The 22708-nt window shown below is 68.0% G+C and carries 18 protein-coding genes and 1 tRNA gene; 12 read left to right on the top strand and 7 right to left on the bottom strand.

Annotated features, from left to right (window positions below; translation table 11 throughout):
* Nucleotides 1–54 precede the first annotated feature (54 nt).
* The 4 genes from ACZ6WH_RS18760 to ACZ6WH_RS18745 all read left to right on the top strand — a co-directional run bounded on the left by ACZ6WH_RS18760 (nucleotide 55) and on the right by ACZ6WH_RS18745 (nucleotide 7244).
* On the top strand, nucleotides 55–1935 hold the full coding sequence (locus ACZ6WH_RS18760) for a hypothetical protein (RefSeq protein WP_469729531.1): 1881 nt from the start codon (nucleotides 55–57) through the stop codon (nucleotides 1933–1935).
* 4 nt (nucleotides 1936–1939) lie between these two features.
* Complete coding sequence (locus ACZ6WH_RS18755; RefSeq protein ID WP_469729530.1) at nucleotides 1940–3445, top strand: penicillin-insensitive murein endopeptidase; 1506 nt, start codon at nucleotides 1940–1942, stop codon at nucleotides 3443–3445.
* Nucleotides 3446–3458: 13 nt separating this feature from the next.
* On the top strand, nucleotides 3459–4328 hold the full coding sequence (locus tag ACZ6WH_RS18750) for an amidohydrolase family protein (RefSeq protein WP_469729529.1): 870 nt from the start codon (nucleotides 3459–3461) through the stop codon (nucleotides 4326–4328).
* Between the two features lie 162 nt (nucleotides 4329–4490).
* A complete protein-coding gene (locus ACZ6WH_RS18745; RefSeq protein ID WP_469729528.1) occupies nucleotides 4491–7244 on the top strand; it encodes a helix-turn-helix transcriptional regulator in 2754 nt (917 codons plus the stop codon).
* Nucleotides 7245–7270: 26 nt separating this feature from the next.
* On the opposite strand, the gene ACZ6WH_RS18740 is transcribed toward ACZ6WH_RS18745, so the two are convergent.
* Entirely contained in the window at nucleotides 7271–9262 is a 1992-nt protein-coding gene (locus ACZ6WH_RS18740; protein WP_469729527.1) for an NACHT domain-containing protein, read from the bottom strand.
* Nucleotides 9263–9538: 276 nt separating this feature from the next.
* Here ACZ6WH_RS18740 and ACZ6WH_RS18735 point away from each other — a divergent pair, with 276 nt between their 5' ends.
* The gene (locus ACZ6WH_RS18735) at nucleotides 9539–10579 is read left to right on the top strand and encodes a vWA domain-containing protein (RefSeq protein ID WP_469729640.1); all 1041 of its coding nucleotides are present in this window, start codon (nucleotides 9539–9541) and stop codon (nucleotides 10577–10579) included.
* Between the two features lie 106 nt (nucleotides 10580–10685).
* Here ACZ6WH_RS18735 and ACZ6WH_RS18730 read toward each other — a convergent pair whose 3' ends face one another.
* Together ACZ6WH_RS18730 and ACZ6WH_RS18725 are read right to left on the bottom strand one after the other, a co-directional pair.
* Nucleotides 10686–11174, bottom strand: a complete 489-nt coding sequence (locus tag ACZ6WH_RS18730) for a hypothetical protein (protein ID WP_469729526.1) — start codon at nucleotides 11172–11174, stop codon at nucleotides 10686–10688.
* A gap of 137 nt (nucleotides 11175–11311) precedes the next feature.
* A complete protein-coding gene (locus ACZ6WH_RS18725) occupies nucleotides 11312–12244 on the bottom strand; it encodes an alpha/beta fold hydrolase (RefSeq protein ID WP_469729525.1) in 933 nt (310 codons plus the stop codon).
* 67 nt (nucleotides 12245–12311) lie between these two features.
* On the opposite strand from ACZ6WH_RS18725, the gene ACZ6WH_RS18720 reads away from it, so the two are divergent.
* The 5 genes from ACZ6WH_RS18720 to ACZ6WH_RS18700 all read left to right on the top strand — a co-directional run bounded on the left by ACZ6WH_RS18720 (nucleotide 12312) and on the right by ACZ6WH_RS18700 (nucleotide 18331).
* The gene (locus ACZ6WH_RS18720; protein WP_469729524.1) at nucleotides 12312–12908 is read left to right on the top strand and encodes a CGNR zinc finger domain-containing protein; all 597 of its coding nucleotides are present in this window, start codon (nucleotides 12312–12314) and stop codon (nucleotides 12906–12908) included.
* Nucleotides 12909–13131: 223 nt separating this feature from the next.
* Nucleotides 13132–14151, top strand: a complete 1020-nt coding sequence (locus ACZ6WH_RS18715) for a DUF2599 domain-containing protein (protein WP_469729523.1) — start codon at nucleotides 13132–13134, stop codon at nucleotides 14149–14151.
* 324 nt (nucleotides 14152–14475) lie between these two features.
* Nucleotides 14476–15000: a hypothetical protein gene (locus ACZ6WH_RS18710; protein ID WP_469729522.1), complete on the top strand. Its 525-nt coding sequence runs from the start codon at nucleotides 14476–14478 to the stop codon at nucleotides 14998–15000.
* Between the two features lie 331 nt (nucleotides 15001–15331).
* Entirely contained in the window at nucleotides 15332–16561 is a 1230-nt protein-coding gene (locus ACZ6WH_RS18705; protein ID WP_469729521.1) for a serine hydrolase domain-containing protein, read from the top strand.
* A gap of 195 nt (nucleotides 16562–16756) precedes the next feature.
* Complete coding sequence (locus tag ACZ6WH_RS18700; protein WP_469729520.1) at nucleotides 16757–18331, top strand: AMP-binding protein; 1575 nt, start codon at nucleotides 16757–16759, stop codon at nucleotides 18329–18331.
* A gap of 121 nt (nucleotides 18332–18452) precedes the next feature.
* Here ACZ6WH_RS18700 and ACZ6WH_RS18695 read toward each other — a convergent pair whose 3' ends face one another.
* Both ACZ6WH_RS18695 and ACZ6WH_RS18690 read right to left on the bottom strand, forming a co-directional pair.
* Nucleotides 18453–18791, bottom strand: coding sequence for a hypothetical protein (locus ACZ6WH_RS18695; RefSeq protein WP_469729519.1), 339 nt, complete (start codon nucleotides 18789–18791; stop codon nucleotides 18453–18455).
* 243 nt (nucleotides 18792–19034) lie between these two features.
* Nucleotides 19035–19107, bottom strand: a tRNA-Gly gene (locus tag ACZ6WH_RS18690).
* Nucleotides 19108–19505: 398 nt separating this feature from the next.
* Between ACZ6WH_RS18690 and ACZ6WH_RS18685 the strand changes: the two genes are divergently transcribed.
* Entirely contained in the window at nucleotides 19506–20420 is a 915-nt protein-coding gene (locus ACZ6WH_RS18685; protein WP_469729518.1) for an L-histidine N(alpha)-methyltransferase, read from the top strand.
* 60 nt (nucleotides 20421–20480) lie between these two features.
* Here the strand turns inward: ACZ6WH_RS18685 and ACZ6WH_RS18680 are convergent, their stop codons facing one another.
* Together ACZ6WH_RS18680 and ACZ6WH_RS18675 are read right to left on the bottom strand one after the other, a co-directional pair.
* The gene (locus ACZ6WH_RS18680) at nucleotides 20481–21512 is read right to left on the bottom strand and encodes a phosphotransferase (RefSeq protein ID WP_469729517.1); all 1032 of its coding nucleotides are present in this window, start codon (nucleotides 21510–21512) and stop codon (nucleotides 20481–20483) included.
* Between the two features lie 183 nt (nucleotides 21513–21695).
* Nucleotides 21696–22067: an ArsR/SmtB family transcription factor gene (locus ACZ6WH_RS18675; protein WP_469729516.1), complete on the bottom strand. Its 372-nt coding sequence runs from the start codon at nucleotides 22065–22067 to the stop codon at nucleotides 21696–21698.
* Nucleotides 22068–22165: 98 nt separating this feature from the next.
* Between ACZ6WH_RS18675 and ACZ6WH_RS18670 the strand changes: the two genes are divergently transcribed.
* Nucleotides 22166–22639: an ArsI/CadI family heavy metal resistance metalloenzyme gene (locus ACZ6WH_RS18670; protein WP_469729515.1), complete on the top strand. Its 474-nt coding sequence runs from the start codon at nucleotides 22166–22168 to the stop codon at nucleotides 22637–22639.
* Nucleotides 22640–22708 lie beyond the last annotated feature (69 nt).

Here is a 22708-nt window from a genome sequence, read left to right as displayed (position 1 = left end):
CAACCCCCCAACCTCCCCGTCGATTGGGAAGTCCTCGGAGTGCAGGACTCTCCGGTGAAGGACCGCCGTAACCCGTACCGTGCATGGTGGAATGTGTCGCCGGAGCAGTCTCCGGGTGACTACATCGTCCGCGTGGTCATCACCCTCAAACCAGGCCAGACGGTCGGCACCACCGACCCCAACGCCCGTGCCAACGCGTTGACGGCTCTGAACGACGTCGACGTTGGAGAGATCACCATCCAAGTGGTCCCCGCCATTCGGCCTCCTTTCTCCTCAGGGGACAACGTCCAGGTCCAGATGAACCCCGCGGCGACCTTCCCCGAGGACGACCAGGCGCTGTGGAGCCTCATCCGCAACAGCACGGACCGCATCTCGTTCGAGGAGTACGACGCCTGGCTGGAGCCGATCATGTGCAACCCCGGGCTCCTCAACGCCGCACTCAGTAGGATCGTTCCACCGCGGGAGAAGCCCGACTTGGGAGCGCTGCCGTTCCCCGGTGTCGACGCCTACCAGTTGCTCAAGAGGGCCACCGAGGTCTTCCTGCTCGTCGAGTCCGGTGTCTTCGTCTCGTCCAACAAGGACGTCATCGACAAACTGATCGGCCGACTCGACCTGCGGGAAGAACGGGAGCGGTACGGCGAACGGGTTCTGCCGGACGACCCGTTCAGGCAGGCCATAATGAACCGCTGGCGGAGGTACATCTCCGCCGATCCCAAGGCATCAGCGGGCCATAACGATCCCGCGGTACTGCCCTACTTGGGGGTGATCCAGCGAAACCTCCCAGGGGTGCTTCTCCGGAGCGCCCACAGCTTCGGCACCGACACCTGCTACGGCATCCTTGAGGACAAGCTGCGCTACCCCTTCCTCCTGGAGTACATCTGGTCCTACTGGCATGAAGAGGGCATGCTGTGCTCCTCCCTGGACGCGGTGGCCAACCGCTTCCAGAACCTGCGGGGCACACTGGGGCCCGACCCCTTGGCCCAGCTGGAGACCGATCCGCTGCGCGCGCTCGGTCAGCTGCTCTGGGGCTACGTGCAGGACGAACAGCACCGGCTGACGGCGGTACGGCGGGCCTACGAGTACGACCACCAGTACGGCATCACCCAGCTTCCGCTCGGTGCACCGGCACTGCGACCGGCGGACAGCAGGCCTCGCTTCCTGGAAGCCCTCCACACCCTGCTGAATCTCACCTCGGCGTTCTTCCGGGAGGACGACGACACCACCGTGCTCGCCGACGGTTTCCCCGTGCTCAACGCTCTCAAAGACGTGCATCTGCTGCTCACTGAAGGCCAGCACAATCAGTACGGAGACCTGCCGTGGACAGCACGGCAGGAGATGCTGATCCAGGAGTGGCTGCTCTCGCGGCCGGAGATGCGTGAGTTCCTCCCCACGCGGACGATGGTGGCCTACCCGGAGCGGTGGATGGGGCAGGTCGACTGCATGAAGCGCCTGCAGGGCTGGTCAGCGGACAGTGTCATCCACTTCCGTGACCTGGGGCGGTTCGGTGAACAGCTGCTGCTGTCGGTACGGTTCGGCAACTGGAACGCCGTGATCGACCGGTCACAGGCTGCCCAGTGGGCCCGCTACTGGCGTACGGAGATTCAGGGATACGTGCACGCGTACCGCTCGGTCACCGGTGTCGACCTCGGTGTCGAACGGGCCGATGCACGCATCGACGTGACCATGCCCGCCGTCCATCTGCGCCGCCGGCTGGCCGACCAGTCCGGCAGGCGGGCCGTTACCGGTGCCGCGTCCGCCACCGCACCGCCCGTTGCGTACACACCGCGAGCCCGGCTTTCTCCGCAGTCCGTGCGGCAACTACCCGCCGCTCAGCCCCGTGCCGCCTTTCCCGGCCGGCCGTCCTCCGGTGCGCCCGCTCAGCTTCCGCCGGGCGCACCGAGGCGGCCCCTGCCCGGGCGACCGGAAGGCAGGTAGGGACATGACAGCTGTGCCTCCGATCGCACCGGAGCAGAGCGCCGAAGAGGTCGCGTCGCCCGCCCTCGCCCGCAAGGTGGAACGGAACCGGCAGTACGCGGCATCCCTGGGGTGGGGAGCACACCTGCCCGCACTCCGGCGCGCGCTCAACCCGAAGCGCACTGGATGGGACGAGGCCGCTCTGGTGGCCGAGGCAGCCAAGTGGCAGGCCAGGACCGGCCTCGCCGCTGATGGCCTGGTCGGCCCTGCCACCTGGTCCTTGCTGCGAGTCGCCGCGGGGCTGGGCAAGGACCCGGCGCTATCTGCTCAGCTGCCGGACAACGGCCCCGGCTTCTACGCCACGGCCCCGGCCGACCGACGCTACGGGAGGACGGAGACGGTACGGGCCCTGCAAGCAGTGGCAGCGGCCTGGCAGCAGGCGCGCCCCCGCGGCCCGAGGATCGGGGTCGGTGACATCGGTCTGCGTGGTGGCGGTCCGATCACGGGGCATGGATCACACCGGCTCGGCCTGGACGTCGACATCCGGCCGCTGCGGGACGACGGTCGGGAAACACCGGTCGTGCAGGGGCGCCCCGGCTATTCTCGGGCACTCACTCAGGAGCTCGTCGACCGGGTGCGCACCAACGGTGTACTCCGCGTGCACTTCATCCTGTTCAACGACCCGGGTGTGCGGGGCGTACAGCGGTGGGACAACCACGACAACCACTTGCACGTGCGCTTCGCTCCCCCGAAAGCACCACCGGCGGCACAGACCGCCGCGCCGGCCACCTCGGTACCGGTCCGGCAGCAGGCCGGCGGTGCGGCGGTCCGGCCGGCCGCGCCGGGCACCATGACTCTCGGCACTCTGACGACACTGGCGCCCGGCCCAGCGGGTACGGCGCCTCCCTACCGGTTCACCCCGGAGGACCTGCTGTGGACGGCACGCTTCATCATCGGGGAAAGCGGCGGCCGTGACGACTTGGAGACCCATGCGGTCCTGTACGCCATGTTCAACCGCTACGCACTGCTGACCCGCCGACGCTACGCCACCTTCGAGGCATTCCTCAGGGCCTATTCGACACCTCTGCAACCGGTCCTCAAGGACTGGCGCGCTGCCCGTCGCCATATGCACCGCCCCGACTACGTCCGTACCGGTGACACCTACAAAGCACCCGCCCCGCCGGGAATCCCCCGTGGCCAGCTGCGAGGGTTCCACCGACTGCAGCAGTCGCGGTGGGACCAGCTGCCCGACGCCGCCCGTACCGTTGCCTTTCGCGCCCTCACCGGGGCGATTCCCAACCCCATCGGCAACGCGACCGAGTTCGGCAGCACCTGGCAGTACTTCCGCGACGCACACCGCCGAAGCCCGAACCTCACGGAATGGCAGCAGTACACAGCGGCGCTCGCGCAGCGGAAGGGCTGGTCGTGGATCGGCCCGGTCCCCGGCATCGACCAGACGAGGAACGCTTTCTTCACCGACCGCAGGCTCGCCGGGCTCCCCCGCGGAGCCGTCCGCATCCTGCCGCCCTGACGGGAGAGCGGTAATGATCGTGGACTGCCATTGTCATGCGGGGCGAGGATCCGGCCTCAGCGGCCCCTGGGACACCGTCCCGTCGCTCGCCGACTACGAGTCCCGCGCCCGTGGAGCCGGCATCCGCCGTACCGTGCTGCTGCCCGTCTTCCACGAGGACTACGCGGTGGCCAACCATGACCTGGCCCGGATCGTGAGCGAGCGGCCTGAGCGCTACATCGGCTTCGCCATGGTGCACCCGGCACGGGACGCCGGCCGGGTGCACGCCCTGGTGTCGGAAGCCCTCGACCGCTGGGGATTCCGCGGTATCAAGGTGCACCGCCGGGACGGACGGATCACCCGCGAGGTGTGCGAAACGGCGCGCTGCTTCCGGCTTCCCGTGATCTACGACGTCATGGGTGAGACAGCACCCCTGGAACTGCTGGCCCGGGCCTTTCCCGACGTCAGCTTCGTCATCCCGCATCTGGGCAGCTTCGCCGACGACTGGAGTGCGCAGCTCTCCCTCATCGATCACTTGGTCCGCCACCCCAACATCCATGCCGACACCTCGGGGGTGCGCCGCTTCGATGTGCTTCGCCAGGCGGTGCTCAGGGCAGGCCCGGAGAAGATACTCTTCGGCTCCGACGGCCCGTGGCTGCACCCTGGTCTGGAGCTGGAGAAGATCCGCGCTCTGCGCCTCCCCCGCGCTGCCCAGGACCGGATCACCGGCGGCAATCTCCTGCGGCTGCTTCACGGCACGCCGGCGCTCGGGCATTCCCGCAGCTGGGAGGAGCCGTGCGATTCGTCATCGAGCTGTATTACCGAGCGGACGAGGTGTACGGCCGACTGCTCGCCGAGGGAGCGGCCGCACCCGTACCCTTCCGCACCTGGCTGGAACTACTGAGGCTGCTGGAGCGGCCCACCGGGCGCGATGAGCAGCCCGGCGATGCCGGGCGCGGACCACCACAGGACGGTGGGCACGATGCGACTTGAATCGCCACGCCGGGGCCGCCACCGTGGTGAGTAGAGCAGAGCCCACTGACACACGTCAGGGCAGGGGGTGGCCATGCCGAATGCTGATCCACTGCGTACGCCTGATGATGCCGCCTCCGACATCCCCTTCTTCGGCAGGGAGGAGGAACTTGCCGCCCTGGACTCGTGTCTGAGGGCCGCCGCGAACGGCACCGGCCGACTGGTCCTCGTCGAGGGCCGGCCGGGTATCGGGAAGACGGCGCTGGTCCGGCACTTCCTTCGACTGGCGGACCACGTGACGACACTGGCCGCCGGCGGTGTCGAGGACGAATCGGCTCTCGCCTACGGGGTACTGGGACGCTTCCTCTCGCCCGCTCCGGCCTCCGCGAGTGTGGCCACCACCGAAGCCCTCCGCGAGAGGGCGGATGTCTTCGCTGCGGGATCCTGTCTACTGGACCGGGTGAGCTGTCTTGAGAACGGCCGTACTGCTGTCCTGGTTCTGGACGACGCCCACTGGGCCGACACACCGTCCCTGCGAGCACTCGCCTTCGCCCTGCGCCGGCTGGACACCGACCGGGTCATGGCGGTGCTGACCGTACCGGACCTGGGTGACGCCCGGCTCCCGGAGGGACTGCATCGCCTGCTCGACGACGACAGCACGCTGCGACTGCTGCTGGGCGGCCTGACCGTGACCCAGCTCGCGGCGCTCAGCGAGAAGCTCCTCACCGAGCCCCTGCCCTTGTCCGCTGTCAAGCGACTGCACGAACACACGCATGGCAACCCCCTGCACGCGTGTGCCCTGCTGCGTCAGGTTCCCCCGGCGCTGCTGGCATCCCCCGACACGGACCTGCCTGCGCCCCGCTCCTTCGGGCTGCTCGTCGTGGCGCGCCTGGCACGCTGTGCCCACCCCACTCAGCAACTCGTCGCGGCGGCCAGCGTGCTCGGCATGACCAGCCCTCTCCCGCTGGCCGCCCGCCTCGCAGCCGTCGAGGACCCTTTACCTGCGATGGAGGAGGCAGCGGCCCAGGACCTTCTCCACCTGCCCCTCACCGTCGGCGCCCCGAGCCTCGTCTTTCCCCACCCCCTGATACGTGCCGCCGTGTATCACCACATCGGCCCCGCATGCCGGGCCGCCTTGCACACCCGGGCGGCGCTACTTGCGGAGGACGACTTCAGCACCCTGAAGCACCGCGTGCTGGCTGCTGCCTTTCCCGATCCGCCGCTCGCCGCCGACCTGGCCGCAGGCGCCCGCAGGGCGATGCACGCGGGTTCCGGAGACACTGCCGCGTTGCTGGCCGGCCACGCTGCCCGGCTGGCGGCGACGGACACCGCACGCGTCCGGCTCGCCGTCGAGGCAACGGACGCCCTGCTGCATGGCGGACGAGTCCCGGAAGCCACCGAGGCGGTCGGCACACTGCCGGGCGATTCCTCGTCCGCGTCGCACCGCTACGCCCGAGGACGTATCGCACTCGTACGAGGCGAGGCACGCGACGCCCGTGCCCTGCTCGAAGACGCATGGAACCGGTGCACCGAACCCGCCTTGGCCCGCCGGATCGCGGAACAGCTCACCTGCACCTGTCTCATCCAGTGCAGCTCGGCGTCCGTGCTGCACTGGGCGGGCCTTGCGCAGACCCTGCCACCGACCGCATTCGGTAGTGGGATGCTGCGGTTCGCGCAGGTGGCTGCCCTCGGTATGGCCGGCGCCACGACCGAGGGTCTCGCCCACGTGCAGGGGCTTCCGGACCGCGTCCTGGTCCAGGAGGACGACGCCGAGCTGCTGATCGGCCGGGGCGCGCTGTGCCTCTGGTCGGACGATGTCAAAGGAGGCCATGCCGATCTACGAGCGGCCCTCCCGCTCTGCCGGCGTGGTCCCGCCGCACTTCAAGTGCTGGCCGGTGTGCTCCTGGGCGAGGCCGAATTCCGGCTCGGCCGGTGGGACGATGCACTCCTCCACCTTGAGTCGGCATCCTCCACCTGCACCGACACCGGACAGCTGTGGCTGGAACCCATGGCATACGGGCAGACCGCCGTCGTACTGGCCGCCCGGGGAGAGCAGGGGCGCTCCGCCCGGTACCTCCTTCCCCTGCACTCCGGCAACGGACGGTGTCACAACGAGCTGGGCAGGCTCCATAGCGCCAGGGCGCAGGCACAACTCGCAGCGTTACGCGGCGCTCCTGAGCAGGCGGTGAGTGCCCTGCGCCCGCTGCTTGGGGAAGCTGCCGACGTGGATCCCGGCGTAGTGCCCTGGACAGAGCTCCTCGCGGAATCCCTTGTCGAGCTCGGGGAGTACCAGGAAGCGGAGGATGTCCTGGGGCGTCTGGAGGATGCGGCCTCCGCGCCCCGCCGCCACTCGGCGCTGGCATCCGTCGGCCGCATCAGAGGCACTCTTCTCGCCGCCCGGCACGACAAGGAAGCCGCGGAGCGTGCGTACCTCGACGGTCTCGGGCACGCGGACGAGGTGAGGAACCCTTTCGAGCGCGCTCGTGCTGCCCTGGACTTCGGTGCCTTCCTCCGCCGTTCCGGACGCCGTTCCGAAGCCGCGGTCCATCTCCGCCGCTCCATGGCAGCCTTCACGGAACTGGGTTCCGCACCGTACCTCGCCCGCTGCGAGAGGGAGTTCGCCGCCTGCGGGTACCGTGCCAGGTCCATCTCCACCCGGATGCCTCCGCTGACCCCTCAGGAGTTGACCATCGCCCGGCTGGTCACCACCGGCCGGACCAACCGCCAGATCGCCCGTGAACTGATGCTCAGCATCAAGACCGTCGAATGCCACCTCAGCCATATCTATGCCAAGCTCGACAACAGCTCACGCGTGGCCCTCATCAACCGGCTCTCTGCTGAGTGGTGAATAAGTGGCAGGCCCGCCGCCGAGTTTCATGTCGGCAGTGCTCGCGCTGTCTCTTCGCCGGCGAGCCGTTCTTGCAGGAGACCGTGGCGGAATAGGTGAACGCCACCGCTCTGGCGCAGTACGCCGTGATCACGGGCGTCATCGAGGAACCGCATGACGCCGAACGGCAGTCGTCGGCGGAGCGCCAGCCAGACGCGAGTGAAGACGAACTGGCACCACGCACTGCTCACCAGCGAGATTTCAGCGGTCATCAAGGAGCAACCGGCGAGCACGGCCAACGCCACCCTCAACCCTGTTCGTGCGCCCTGATCCGAAGCAACCAGCGCACCCATGGTCGCGGCCAGGACCGAACCGTAGATGATGCCGGCGATCAGTGAGGTGCCAAGCGCGTAGGCACGGTCACGGCGCAACACCGCAGCCGGGCTGGGCTGTTCGGCGCCGACGAGGGGAGGCACGTCCCAGAGCCACAGCAGGGCCAGTCCGCTCAGACCGCCCGCCACGGCGATGGCGCCTGCAGACGTGGCGGCGAGCAGCATCCCCGCGCCGGGCTCTCCCCCGGCCCAGCCACCCAGCAGGGCAAGCGCACCGAGGACGCCCGCCGGTCCGAGCCCGATCGTCAGCACCCCCACACTGAAGCGACGATGCAGGGGCGTACGGCGCTCGGCGGAGCGCCACTGAGCGACAGCGGGCGGGGGCGGCGTCGTCCTGCTGGTGCAAGCGCCACCCATGATCAGGCCGACGATCCCGAAACCCGGGCCGAAGAGGGTACCGAGACTCACCATGCCCAGAGAGGCTGCCGCCACTACGGTCATCCCCCGCAGCACCTGGCTCGGCACTGCCCGGTGCAGCTCCCACCAGGCCAGCTCCTGCGTGTGAAGGCGGGACAGATGCCGGGCGAGGAAACACAGCCGTTCCGGGGTATCGGGCGGCAGGGTACGGCCGTACGCGGTGCGGATGAACGCATCCAGTAGGTGATTCTCGATCTGCTCACGGACGGCAAACCGGCGGTCGTCGACCAGCTCTGACGGGGTGGCGTCCGCCTCGCTGTACGTGGTCCGGACCAGCGTGACCATCAACGGGGAAGAGAGCGCCTGCGCCAGCCGGCCGTGCGGTTGGTCGGCCAGTCGGTCGAACACCGGCTGCCAGATATCGGTGTGCTGCCGGCGGGTGGACAGGCGGAGGTGGTCACAGATCTCGGCAGTGGACAGAGGTTGAAGTTCCACGACAGCCGCGCCGGTGAGTACCCGGTTGGTCAGGGCAGTTTCGTACTCGTGCGGCCGACTGGTGAGGACAAGGGGTTCTCCTTCCGTCAGGCTGCTGTTGAGCTCTCTGATGGCAGCGGTGCGCAGGGGCGGTGACAGCTCGTCCAGTCCGTCCAGCAGCGGCATGATGCGGTGGGCGTCCACCAGCCGCCGGGCCAGCGTCGGTGCGCTCTCCGCCTGCACGCGCAGGTACGGGTAGTCGCGGCTCAATTGCTCGGCGATCCACTCACGGAACCCGGTACGCACCGGATTCCAGGAGTGCAGCGGTACCACGACCGGAATGGGGCTGCCGGGCTGCCATCGCTCCAGCAGACGCCTGGCAAGGCGGGTGACCAGGACCGTTTTGCCGGCCCCTGCCTCACCGAGCAGGACGAGCCGTCGCGACGGGATGCGTGCGAAGACTTCAGGGGCGTCCCGCAAGGGATCGTCCAGCGCACCTGAGAGGTCCAGTGGGCCGGCCGCATCGGGAGAGCGCCGCACGACTTCCCAGTGGTCGGTCACCGGTCGGTGAGTGTTGAACCAGCGCACCGGCAAGGGCAGTGGATCCTGCAAGCGGCGGTCCGCCTCGTCCGCCAAGTAGCGCTGCAGCAAGTCCTCGTGGATCTGCTCTTCGGAGTCCCGGCCCGGTCCGTTGTGCTGTCGGCGATGCAACGCCCAGGCGAAGAGGGGGCTGAGAAGGGCCGCCATCGAGCCCGCGACCGCAAGTACGTCCTTGAGGCCACCCAGCGAGTAGGCGGACCACACCCAGGTCGCCATGGTGAGGAGGACCGCGGTGGCCGAACCCGCCGCGGCCCATCGCAGGTATGTCGCCCTCCTGTGGCCCATGCCCCATGGTCCTGCGTCGGCCAGAGGTCGCATAGAGAGGACGCGGCGAAGGGGCTCTGCAGCCCCCGGCCCGGTGCAGCCGGTCCGCTCTGCAGCCGGCTCTGGAGCCGGTCCGGAGCCGGTCTGGGAGCCAAGATCGATTGTCAGTGGTGGGTGAGAAGGTAGGGGTACCGAGTGGGAAGAGGGGGACCAGTCATGTCAGCAGTGATGTCCGGAAGCCAGAACTACATCAACCACGTTGCTCTTGTGTTGGATGCCAGTTCGTCCATGTCGCACCTGAGCCGCAAGGTCGTCGACGTCGCCGACCAGCAGATTGCCTATCTTGCCCGCCGATCGAAGGAACTGGACCAGGAAACCCGCGTCACGGTGTACGTCTTCGCTGACAAGGTGGAGTGCGTCATCTACGACAAGGACGTGCTGCGGATGCCGTCCTTGAAGCAGCTCTACCGGGTCGGCGGCATGACGGCTCTGCTGGCGGCCACACTGAAGTCGCAGCAGGAGCTGGCACAGACCGCTCAGCTGTACGGCGACCACAGCTTCCTCACCTTCGTACTGACCGACGGACAGGAAAACGCAAGCCACCGCTGCCCGGATGCGCCCGCCGGGAATCCGCATGATCTGGTGCAGTCAGTAGCCAAGTTGATGGCGACACAGGAGGACAACTGGACGCTGGCCGTCCTGGTGCCGGACCAGATGGGCAAGCGCGAGGCCATGCAGTGCGGCTTCCCGAAGGACAACATCGCCATCTGGGACGCCACCAGCACCCAGGGCCTGGAGGAGGCAGGGCAGGTCATCCAGCAGGCCACCGAGAACTTCATGGTGGGCCGGGCCAACGGCATCCGGGGATCGCGGGCGGTGTTCTCCACGGGCGCGGAGGCAGTCAACAAGGACACCATCAAGAAGGCCGGCCTCACCCCGGTCAACCCGTCGGAGTACCAGCTGATTCCGGTGGCTCGCGCGGCGGCGATACGGGAGTGGGTCATCGAGTGCGGCCACACTTACCGCACGGGTTGCGCGTTCTACCAGCTGAGTAAGTCCGAGAAGATCCAGGCACGGAAGCAGATCGCGGTGCTGGAGAAGAAGACGGACCGGGTGTACACGGGGCCGCAGGCCCGATCGCTGCTCGGCCTGCCGGACACGGAAGTCCGCATCACCCCGGACCACAACGACGACTTCACGATATTCGTGCAGAGCACCAGCGTGAACCGCAAGCTCGTACCGCACACACGACTCCTGCTGATGATCTGAGCCTGAGGCATCGGAGGGGCTCCGCCGGTCCGGCCGGCGGAGCCCCTCCGCGTTCAGTGGTGCAGTGGTGCAGTGGTGCACAAGCTACGCCTAAGCAGGCCCGGCGTCACAGCGGCAATGATCTGACCCTGTAGTTCTCACCGCCGTAGAGGGACTCGTAACGAATGTCGATGAGCATTCTCCGGGCAATGAGGTCCCAGAACCAACCGTGCTCGTCTCCATCGAAATCGTCGATGTGCATAAGGAAAACCTTCTGCCCTACGAGGACGGCTCCTCCCCCGACCAAAGTGGAGACCTTGGGTTGCATCGGGAACGACCGGATCACCGTGCGGTACGTCTCCAGGTCCCACTGCCCGATGACCTCCCCGTCGAACGTCACTACGGTCTCGATCACGATTGCCGGTCCGAGTCCGGCGTTGATGACCTCAAGACGCGCAATGTTGTCCTTGAATTCCTTCACCCTTCGGATCTGCAGCAGGGGCCGCACGGACTGCCGGTTGTGTTCCCGGACCACCTTGGTTTGAGCAAAGCTGATCGCGAGTGAACCCAGCGCTATCACGGCCGCGCAGACAGCAATGCCCGTATCGGTGTCCACCGTCGCCCCCACTCCCTTGCAGCTTTCGGTGGAGGACGAGCTCGACGTACACGCGGTTCCGCTCATGAGGCGTTCTCCGCACCTGGCACACCAGCAGGGACGCGGCGAAGCCTTCGAATACTCGCCCAGCGTGGAATTCAGCGGGGCGCTTCTCCACGACGTACGCGAGTCGTGCCGCCGGGCCCCGCCCCCGCAAGACCGCGCTCGGACGCGAAGAAATGCACCAGCGCCATGGCCGTCTCCTCCGGCTGATCCTCGGCGATGAAGTGGCCGGCGTCGGCGATCGTGACACGTTGGGCGCCGGGGATGGCGGCGGCGAGCCGGTCACCCGTGGCGGGTGGCAGCCACTGGTCCTCCGCGCCCCACAAAACGAGGGTGGGGGCGCCGACTTCGCCCAAGCGGGCCACGGCCTCGCGGGTGTCCTCGAAACTGACGGCGCAGACCTGATCGATCCAGCGCTGCTGCCCTTCGGCACCCGCCCAGGGGGCACGGTAGGCCTCTGCGACTTCTTCGGACATCGGGCGGTGGACGGCGGTGCCGAGGCGGGCGGTGACGAGGTCGTCGAAGATATGGAGCGGCATTGTTCGGTACGCCTCGGCATACCGCTGCTGATGTTCGGTGAAGGGGGTGTTCCAGGGACCGAGGACGGCGGCGTCGAGGAGCGCGATCCGGGAGGCCGGTACGCCTTCGAGCAGGTGGGCGCGCATGACGACACCACCGCCGATGTCGTGTCCGACGAGTGCGGGAGCTGCGAGGCCCCAGTGCTCGACGAGTTCGGCGAGGGTGCGGGCCTGTTGAGCGATGGAGGGAGTGACTTCGGGATTGAGGTCGCGATCGAGGCGGGAGGCGCCGAAGCCGAGAAGGTCCCAGACGTAGACGGTGTGGTGGCGGGCGAGAGTGGGGACGACGTTCCGCCATAGGTAGGAGGAGGCAGGCGTGCCGTGGACGAGGACGACGGGTGGGCCGGCGCCGAAGACGCCGGTGGCTACGGCGCCTGCGGTGACCGGTACGTACTGGTGGAGTTGCCACGGGCGGGAGTGGGAGTACGTGGTGTGGGAGTACGTGGTCATGCCGACCTCTCCATAGCGGTAATGGGTATACTCGCCTTTCTTCGGTTACCGTAACATGGAGTAAGGCTTGAAGTTTCTTTTTTCCGATTACGCGCTCGGGGCGGGCGTCGCCACCGGCCTGGTCAACACCTCCGCCCTGGTTCGCAGAAGCACCGGCGAAACACTCACGGAACCGGCCGCGCTCGGCCGGTTCCTCAGCGAGCACCGAGCCCCCGTGGACGCCACGGTCTCCGGTGATCATCCGACCCAGCAGGACCTGGATGACGTGCTGGCACTCCGTCATGAGCTGCGCACCCTCTTGGAGTCCGACAGCGAGGACCGTGTCGCCGAAGGCGCGAACGCAATGGTCACCGCGGCAGGGGCGGGACCGCTCCTGGAGCGGGACGCGGACGGCCACTGGCAGTGGTACATCGCCACCAAGCCGCAGGCCTCACTCGCCGAAGGGCTCGCCGCAATGATCGGCACCGGCCTCCTCGGGGTGTTGCGCACCCTGTCCCACGACCGCATCCGCCACTGCGCCTCGCCCGTGTGCGACGGGATGTTCGTCGACACCAGTAAGGCAGGTCGGCGCCGGTACTGCATGCCCGACCTGTGCGGCAATCGCCTCAACGTCGCCAAGCACCGCGCCCGCCGACAAGCCGGCACGAGCCAGAGCAGCGAGTAACGCCACGACCTGGAGAGACGAGGGCCCATCACGTCGGCCGGCTGAAAGAACCACGCGCGGGCGACCCTGCATCAGTGCAGCCTGCGATGCGCGGCCCGCATGTGAAATTCCCTCCTCCCGGTCCAACCAGAAGGGAGTTGAGCGGTGTCAACTCCTGCGTTACGCGGGATAGTTGAGCTTCACATCGTGCTCATGCTCCCCACCGGACAAAGGAGAAGAAGAGATGATCACACCGAGACGACTGTTACGCACAAGAGCCATCCTGTTCAAAGGCGCAGCCGTCATCCTCGCCGCACTCGCCGTGCTGGCCGTGCAGGCGGGTCCGGCTGCCGCCGATGAAGCGGCCTGCAAGCAGTATCAGGTCGGCGGCGCCATCTTGGCGAAGTACGTCGAGATGGGCGGGGAGGGCTCGCCTCTGGGGTGCCCGACATCCGATGAGCTGACCACCCCGAACGGGCGCGGCAAGTACAACACTTTCACCGGCGGTTCGATCTACTGGACCGCCACGACCGGCGCCCACCCCGTCTGGGGCGCCATCCGCGACAAGTGGGGAGCCTTGGGCTGGGAGGCGGGCAAGCTGGGATTTCCGCTCAGTGACGAGCTGACCAACCCGGACGGCCAGGGCAAGCGCCAGCAGTTCGAGGGCGGCACCGTCTACTGGCATCCGACACTGTCCAACGGCGCGCACCCCGTGTGGGGAAGAATCGGGGAGCTGTGGGGAGAGTACGGATGGGAGGGCGGGGCGTTCGGCTACCCCACGTCCGACGAAGGATGGGACGAGGCCTACAAGTCGGTTTACCAGACATTCTCCTCCGACAACCTGACCCTCTTCTGGAGCGCCGGCGGCGGCGTGGAAGGGTGCGTCAATGAGTGCGTGGGCTACTCGGGCACCACAGGAACCGACTGGTTCAAGGAAACCCGGGTGGAAATTCCCGTCGGAACCGGCGACGTCGTCGTCCGCGCGTACCCCACGGAGGACGGTTTCCTCAACGCCCGCACCGATTTCGTCGGGGCCTGGGAGCAGGCGTGGAGCCTGGCGCCCTACCCGAACGGAGTCAGCGAAACGAAGCACCGGTCCCTCTACGAACAGTTCGCCTGCCATGCGGTCTTCGCGGACAAGGACGCGCCCGGACACTGGAACACCGGGCCGAGCTGGGACCTGGAATCCTGGCGCAGCGACGTCAGCATGGACTATGCGACAAGCCCGCTCTACGTCCTGAAACATCGGTGCAACTGGGAATGACTAACAGCGGCTCGTAGACGGACTGTCTTCGATGCCGCCCGACACACCTCGCCTGGCCCCGTCACACCTCACGTGGCCTTGAAGGTGCCCATCGGGCCTCCCCACGCTCGGGCATGTCACTTGAGGAGCAGCCGGCGCGGTGCGTGGGCGGTCAGGAAGCCGGTCAGGAGAGCCTTGCCCCCGTGTCTCATAAGAGTCCTTTGGAGGTAATGACGCGATTCTGACTGACGTGACGGCCGGTCGGCAGGAAGGATCAAGCGCGGCCAGGGGGTCGAGCCGCTGAGCGCCGGCCCCGTCCTGCGTCTACCCACTGAGGAGCATTTGTTGATCACGCGCCGTTCGGCCACGCTCGCCGCGCTGGCCGTTGCTGCCGCAACGCTCACAGCACCCAGCGCACATGCTGCCGACACCCCCGGCACATCCGCGCCCGCCGCCGCAGCCTCCATCACCCGCGACGAAGTGCTGGCCCGTACGAAGTTCTGGTTCGACCGCCAGGTGCCCTACAGCCAGAAGCGCACCGCCCCCGACCCGCAGGGCAGGGGGTACCGCACCGATTCCAGCGGCTACGCCTCCATGGTTCTGAAGCTGCCCGCGCCGGGACGCAACACCCAGGGGCTGGCCGACCCCGCCATCACCCAGAAGATCACCAAGGCTCAGCTCCAGGTCGGCGACCTGCTCCTCAACAAGACCAGGCACGTCGTGATCTTCGCCGGCTGGGCCAACGCGGCCAAGACCAAGTACTGGACGTACGAGCAGACCCCGCCGAAGGTCCAGAACCGCATCGCCCCGTACCCGTACTACGCCAACAACGGCAAGTTCGAGCCCTACCGCTACAGGTACATCAAGTAGCACTCGAAGCCGGCGGTCCCCCGCCCGCCTGCCTCAAGGCGGGTGACAGCGCCGTTATCGCTCAGCGCCGGCCATCGGCTTCGGCTGTCGCTGATATCGGCGTTATCACCCGCCTCAGCTGGATGTTCAACTGCCGGAGGCCGCCCGTCCGGCGAGCTCAACGCCTGGGCTTCACGACGTACCCCAGACGTACCCGAGTGACGCACCCCACTGACGCACCCCCAGTGCGGTGACGCCGACTCCGATGGCGCGGGAGCAACAACGAAAGTGCGGGGGAAACGATGACTTTCGTCGATGCCGCGCGGGGTACCGCGCTTTCTAATCTCCTGCCATGCGAACAACAACCGACCGCCGACACCGGCTCAGCAGGACCGCCCGGACGACCGCCATAGCCGTCGCCTCCGCTGCACTGCTCGTGCCCGTAGCCACCACGAGTGCCGCCACCGCCGCACCGCCCGCTGCCGGGTCCGGGGCTGGGGCCGGAGCCGGATCCGGAACCGAGCAACACGCAGCCACCCAGCAGGCGTTGAAGGCTGTGGTGGAGGAGGGCCTGCCGGGAGTGGCCGCCGAAGCCCGGACAGGGAAGGACACGTGGTTCGGGACGGCCGGGTACGCGGACACCACAACGCACCGCAAGCGTTCCCGCGCGGACCACTTCCGGGCCGCGAGTATCACGAAGGTCTTCATCGCCACCGTCCTGCTGCAGCTCCAGCAGGAGCGGCGGCTCGACCTCGACGACACCGTGGATGCCTGGTTGCCGGGGGTCGTACGCGGCAACGGTAACGACGGCCGGAAGATCCGACTGCGGCAGTTGCTGAACCACACCAGCGGCCTGGGCAACTACACCGACGACCCCGAATTCGCGCACCGCACCGCCGGCCCCGGATTCCCTGAACACCGCTACGACACTTACCGTCCCGAAGACCTGGTCGCACTCGCGATGAAGAGTCCCCCGTACGACACGCCGGGCGCGGCCCACTACAGCAACACCAACTACATACTTGCGGGAATGATCATCGAGAAGGCGACCGGGCACTCCTACGCGTACGAGGCCGAACGCCGCATCGTGCGCCCGCTGGGGCTGCGTGAGACCACCTTCCCGGGCCTGCGGGCGACCATGCCGCGCCCGCACCCGGTCGGCTACTCGCGGCTGCACAGCAAGGAACCCGATGCCCCGATCGTCGACGCCACCGAACAGAACATGTCGTGGCTCGGCGCGGCGGGCGAGGTGATCTCCACGACCGGCGACCTGAACACCCTCCTTCACGCCCTGCTGCGCGGCAGGCTTCTGGCTCCGGAAGCCATGCGGGAAATGCTCACCACCGTGCACTCCGAGGAGGACGGCTTCGACTACGGACTCGGTGTGGAGTCCGTGACCCTCTCCTGCGGAGTGCGGATCTACGGCAAGACCGGCCGCACCAACGGCTCCCTGTCCGGACTGGCCGCCACCAAGGACGGCAAGCATCAGCTGGCCTTCAACATCAACGGTGACTGGCCCAAGAACGCCACGACGTACGTCGGCGTCGTCGACGCCGAATTCTGCGCTACCCGTACGCCCTGACCCGACCCGCGCCAAGCCCCCGGAGCAGGGCCCGGGGGCCAAGGGATTGAGCCCCTACCGCACCGGATAGTTCATAGGCACGTACTGTGCGCCTCTCACGATCCACGCGATCCCTGCGACCCCAGCGACCGCCCGACCCCACGATCCCCACGACCCTCACAATCCCCAAGATCCCTACGAGAAGAAGAGTCCTGCATGACCGACGGCCCGTCCGCACCCGCGTTCCTCAGCTATGCCGGCGCCCTCCTCGACCTGCTGTCCGCCACGCCCGCCCGCCCCGTCGTCACGGCTGCCGACGGACGGCAGATCACCGGCGGCGAGCTGCGCGACAGCACCTACCGGCTGGCCTGGGAACTGGCCGAACGGGGCTTCGGCCCGGGGACGACCGTTTCCCTCCTCACGGGCAATACTCCGGAAGCCCTCACAGCGCGCTATGCGGCACACCTCGCCGGCGCCCGGGTCGTCCACCTCCACAACGGCCTGGCCCCCGCCGTGCTCGCCCGCATCGCCGAGAGCACCGAGACGACACTGCTGCTCATCGACTCGACCCGGCGCACATCGGCGAAGGAACTGCTGCCCCTGCTCGACGGACCCGCTGTACTGGGACTGGGCCCCGGCCCCTTCGGTGAGGACGTACTGGAGGACGTACTGGCGGCCGCTGCTCGGCGCGAGGCCCGCGCTTTCACCTCGCCGGTCGGACCGGAAGACGACCTGTACATCCAGCACACGGGTGGAACTACGGGTATTCCCAAGGGAATTCGTACGACTCACGGTCCGTACGGGAGGGGGGTGGGGTTCCCACTGCCCGATGCGGGGGATCCGCCGCGTTACCTCGCCTGCACGGCTCTCGCCCGGCTCGCCGGCTTCCTCACGGACAAGACACTGATGCAAGGCGGCTCCGTCGTCCTGCAGCACCCCTTCGAGCCCGGTGCCGTACTCGCCGCGATCGCGCGCGAACGCATCACCCACCTGTGGCTCCTGCCGGCCCAGCTGCACCAGCTCCTCGACCACCCGGACCTGCCCGGGACGGACCTTTCCAGCCTCACCCGGATCACCTACGGCGGCTCGCCCTCCTCCGCCACCCGCTTGCGTCGGGCTGCCGAGGTCTTCGGCCCGATCCTGTACGGCTGGTACGCCCAGAGCGAGGTGCCCGCCATCAGCGAAGCGCGGCCGCACGAGCACACCGTCACCGGTCCGGGCGGCCGTATCACCGTCGGCCGCCCCGTACCGGGCGTCGACGTCGCCATCCGCGACGAAGCGGGCAGAACTCTGCCGCCGGGTGCGGAAGGCGAGATCCAGGTACGGTCCCCCATCGTCATGTCCGGCTACTGGAAGCAGCCCGAACTCACCGCCGAAGTCCTTCGGGACGGCTGGCTGCGCACCGGAGACATCGGTTCCCTCGACGAGGACGGCTACCTCTTCGTCGCCGGCCGGCGGGACAACGTCATCATCGTGGTGGGCGGCCACGTCCATCCCACCGAGGTCGAGGACCTCCTCCTCTCCCATCCGGCCGTCGCCCAGTGCGCGGTGTTCGGCGTCCGCGACGTCGACGAGACGGAACGTATCCACGCGGCCGTCGTCCCGGTGCCCGGGCACAACCCCGACCTGGAGGAGATCCACGCCTTCGTCAGCGCCCACAAGGGGCCCCTGTACGCGCCCGATGCACTTCACCTGCTGACCGAGATTCCGCTCACCTCGGCGGACAAGCCCGATATCGGGCTGCTGCGCACGACGCTGGCAGCAAGTCCCGTACCCGACGCGAAAGACTGAGCCGCCGCACCACTGGAGGGCACTTCCCCGGCGGACACGCAGGCACGTAGGCACGTAGGCACGTACGCCGTCCTCACCGAGAAACGGGGGCGGACGTCGCACCGGCGCCCGCCCCCGCACGTCAGCCCGCGGTGTTCGTGTGCCAGATCGCCCGGCCGTTGGCGTAGATGACGACATTGCCATCGTCCTGCACCGAGAGCTGGGCACCGTCGTTTCCACCGGTGTCGGAGTGCCACAGCCGACTGCCGGAAGCGTCGTACACGGCGAAGTCGCCGCTCGTTTCCAGCGCGGCCGTGTCCCCGTTCGGGTACACGTTCTCGGCCTGCCAGGCCGCCTTGCCGTTGCGGTAGAGGACGAAGTTGCCGTCCTCCTGAAGGCGCAGAAGGGTGTTGCCGTCACCGGATGTCCAGGCCTGGTTGCGACAGATCAGCGTCCTGGGCCGGAAGTCCGCATTCGCCATGTCTTCCCCCTCGCATCGGTCCGGGGCCGTTCCCCGGGCCGCCCGTCACAGTAACTTCGCGAAACCGAGGTATCGCGGGGGAAATAAGCCGACTTATTCGGTCGGTACGGACACCACGAATACCGCCACCTGCCATGTCGCGACATGCCCGTACCCGGCGGGCGATGGCCGTACGAAGGCAGGCATGCATGTAGGCATGCAGCAAACGGCCCCGCCGCTCGCAACACGAGGACGGGGCCGACATGGAGCGCTGGGCAGGCCTTGCACCTGCATCTCCCCACAGGAAGTGGGGCGCCTTTCCTTGGACCACCAACGCTGGACACTCCGCCAGACATCTGGCGGCGCGCTCAAGATCAACTATACCCCGTCCGCGGCCAACAAGGAAACCGGCCGCGGACGAAAGGGGGCCCACGGCCGCCCCGACCACCTCCGACCACCTCCGACCACCTGGTCGGCACTCCCCCGCCACTCCGACGGCGTAACGAGCCACAGCCTCCCGCTTCCCACTGGGCACCGACGCCAAGCACCGACGGGCTCACCGTCCTGCCGGGCGACTCCCGCGCAGCGGTGATAGCAAGGGGACAGGATTGCGGCTCGACGAGCAGGGAGCGACGGATGAGCACGGAGAGAGTCGCATCCGCATCCGCATCTGCATCCGATGTCATCGAGGTCGTCCTCGCACCGGAGGACCCGTCCGACGGTGCAGAGGACGAATTGCGGGCCGCCCTCGCCGAAAGCCCGCGGCGGATCCCGCACCGCTATGGGTACGACGCGACCGGTTCACAGCTGTTCGAGGAAATCCGGCGGCTGCCCGCGTACTACCCTCCCCGTTCGGAGGACAGGCTGCTCCGAGACCATGCGGATGAGGTGGTGCGCCTGTCCGGGGCCACCGAACTCGTCGACCTCGGAGCCGGCAGCGCGGAGAAGTCGGAGCTCCTCCTGTCAGCCATGGCTGCGCACGGCCTTCTCCGCGCGTACACGGGGATCGATGTGAGCCCGGGGCCGATGAAGGCCGCGGGTCGACGGTTCGCAACCCGGTGGCCGGCCGTGCGGGTCACGACGGTGCACGGAGATTTCAGCGCTGCCCTGCCGTGGCTCCGGGGCCGCGGGACCGGCCGCCTCGTGGCAATGCTCGGCAATACCTTTGGCTGCCTGACGCCGCCCGAGCGGTCCCGCTTCCTGCGGTCGCTGCGGGACTGTTGCGGGCCGCACGACCACGTACTGCTCTGCGTTGACCTCTACCAGCCCGTCGAGGCCGTACGGCGGGCGTACGGAGCGGGGTTCGACGGGGAGCGGCCGGTGCGCCGGTTGTTCGCGCTCAACACGCTGGCTCACCTCAACAACGAGTACGGCGCCGACTTCGAGCTCGCCTCCTACGAGCCGACCGTGGTCTACGACGTCCCCCTCAAGCAGGTGAGGGGCGAGATCCGCAGTGTGGCGCAGCAGCGTGTGTCGCTCCCCCGGCTCAACATCTCGCTCGACTTCGCAAAGGACGAGACGTTCTTCCACGACGTGATCCAGAAGTTCGAACTCAGCGTATTGGAAGCAGAGTTGGCTGCATTTGGTTTCGAGTGCCGGCGGCACTGGGTGGAGGAGGAGTACCAGTACGGGGCTCTTCTGCTGCGCTGAAGCAGCGGCGCACTTCCACCTGTAGGGGGCTTCCGGGTGGAGGTGGCGAGGGCCAGTCCCCTACGGCCGTCGTGAAGGCAGTGCCCGAAGCTCGGGCCAGCGGGTGAGCATGCTTGTACGCATAGCTGCGGTGAGCCGGCCGAAGTCCTCCAATTCACCGTCCTCGGATGTCATCCGGCCGACTACCTGAAGGCGGTGCGCCAGCCGTTGACGGGCGGTCGCAGTGCCCCATTTCCAGTCGCGGCTCGGGACTTTGCCCAGGTGGTCGATGGTTCCGCGCTGGGCCCGCTGGACCAGCGCGTCGCCGCGCAGCAGCCAGCCGGCGCACGCGTCGGTGAGATTGCCGTCGGCCTCGGTGCCCGTCGCGTCGCGCCATGCCGTGCGGTACGCGCTCTCCGCCGCGTCCAGCAGTGCCGGCGTCGGGGCGGTGACGCACCAGCAGGTGGGGAAGCCGATGCGGAGGTAGGCGAGTTCCACGATTCCGTTGCCCAGCGCGGCCTGTTCGAAGTCGATGAATCTGACACCACTGCTGGTGTGCAGGTCGTTGCCGGGGCAGGGATCGCCGTGCAGCAACGCGCTACGGCCGGGAGCCCGGTTCAGGCGCTCCAGCAGGCCGTCGAGCCCGGTTCGTACGCCGGGCGGCACCGCGACATCCAGCGCCCGCGCCAGCGCCAGGAACGAGTCGATGTCGTACCCGCTCGGGCCCGACCAAGCGGGCAGGCCGTCCGCCGCGTCGGTGGTGGGGATCGCGTGGAGCCGGGCCAGTGCCGTCGCGTAGTCGACCACCCAGTCCTCGCGCGGCGCTCGCTCGTCGACGTACTCCAGGACCAGCAGCCGCTCGCCGGGATCGTTGGCGAGAAGCAGCGGCACCACGGGCGGGTCGGCCCTGGACGCGAGCCGCAACGCCGCCGCTTCGCGGGTGTAGCCCTCGGTGGCTTCCGGGCCGCCGATGAGCTGCTTGATGACCACACGGGTGCCGGACAACTCGGCTCGCCATACCCGTGATCGCGGACTGCTGGCCAGCTTGCGGACCCGCCGGGGCGCACCCAGCTCGGCCCTGAGCCTTTCCCCGAACGGCGGTCGTGACCACATGGAGTCATCCTTCCATGCACTTGGGCAAGCCTGGCCGATGATCCTCCGGTTGACGGGGACCTCAATGGCAGACCGACGACACCGGCCAAGGGCCTGGCCGGAGGAGCTACCGAAGGTCGCGGCGGCCGGAGCAGTCGGCCGTGGCACACGCGTGCGACGCCACCCGCGCGACGGCCCTGGCGCTCACTGCCGCAGAGGCTGCCCGGCCGGTCGGGTGAGGATCCCGGCGAGCCGGTCGGTCATCTCCGGCAGCAGCCAGTAGTACACCCATGTTCCGCGCCGTTCGCAGTCGATCAGACCGGCCTGCCGCAGCAGCTTGAGGTGGTGGGAGATCGTCGGCTGGGACAGGTCGAAGGCCGACGTCAGGTCGCAGACGCATATCTCTCCCCCGGCGCGGGAGGCGATCATCGACAGCAGCCGCAGCCTGATCGGGTCACCCAGGGCCTTGAACACCCTCGCGAGTTCCACGGCCTGGTCCGCGTCCAGCGGGGCGGTCAGCAGACCTGGGCAGCAGGCTCCGGCCTCGCCGAGTACCTCAAGCTCCTGTTTCGACATACCTCTATATTGACGAACCTCAATACAAGGCGCAAGCTTGTTGCATCGAAGGATGTCAATTCAGCAGGATGCCCGTTCAGCAGGGTCAGGAGGCCCCCATGTCCCGCGTTCAGCTCGCCCTCAATGTCGCCGACCTCGAAGCGTCGGTGGAGTTCTACTCCAAGCTGTTCGGCGTCGAGCCGGCCAAGCGCCGCTCCGGGTACGCGAACTTCGCGATCACCGAGCCGCCGCTGAAACTCGTATTGATCGAGGGACAGGCGGGCCAGGACACCCGCCTCGACCACCTCGGCGTCGAGGTCGAGTCCACCGACCAGGTCGCCGCTGCCACCGCCCGCCTCAAAGACGCGGGGCTGGCGACCTTCGAGGAGAACGACACCTCCTGCTGCTACGCCCTCCAGGACAAGGTCTGGGCGACCGGCCCCGGCAAGGAACCCTGGGAGGTCTACGTCGTCAAGGCCGACGCCGACCAACTGGGCAAGAGCCCCGCCCTGGACGACGACGCATGCTGCGGCAACGAGACCAAGACCGCCGTTCCCACCGAGGCCGCTTCAGGCTGCGCCTGTAAGGGCTGAGATGTGAGGCGGAGCCTGCGGAGGACGGCGGGCCGGCCACGTACGACAGCCCGCTCGATGCCGTCGTCA

It is taken from the genome of Streptomyces sp. NPDC050806, assembly GCF_055586425.1.
This window is presented reverse-complemented; position numbering and strand designations above follow the sequence as displayed.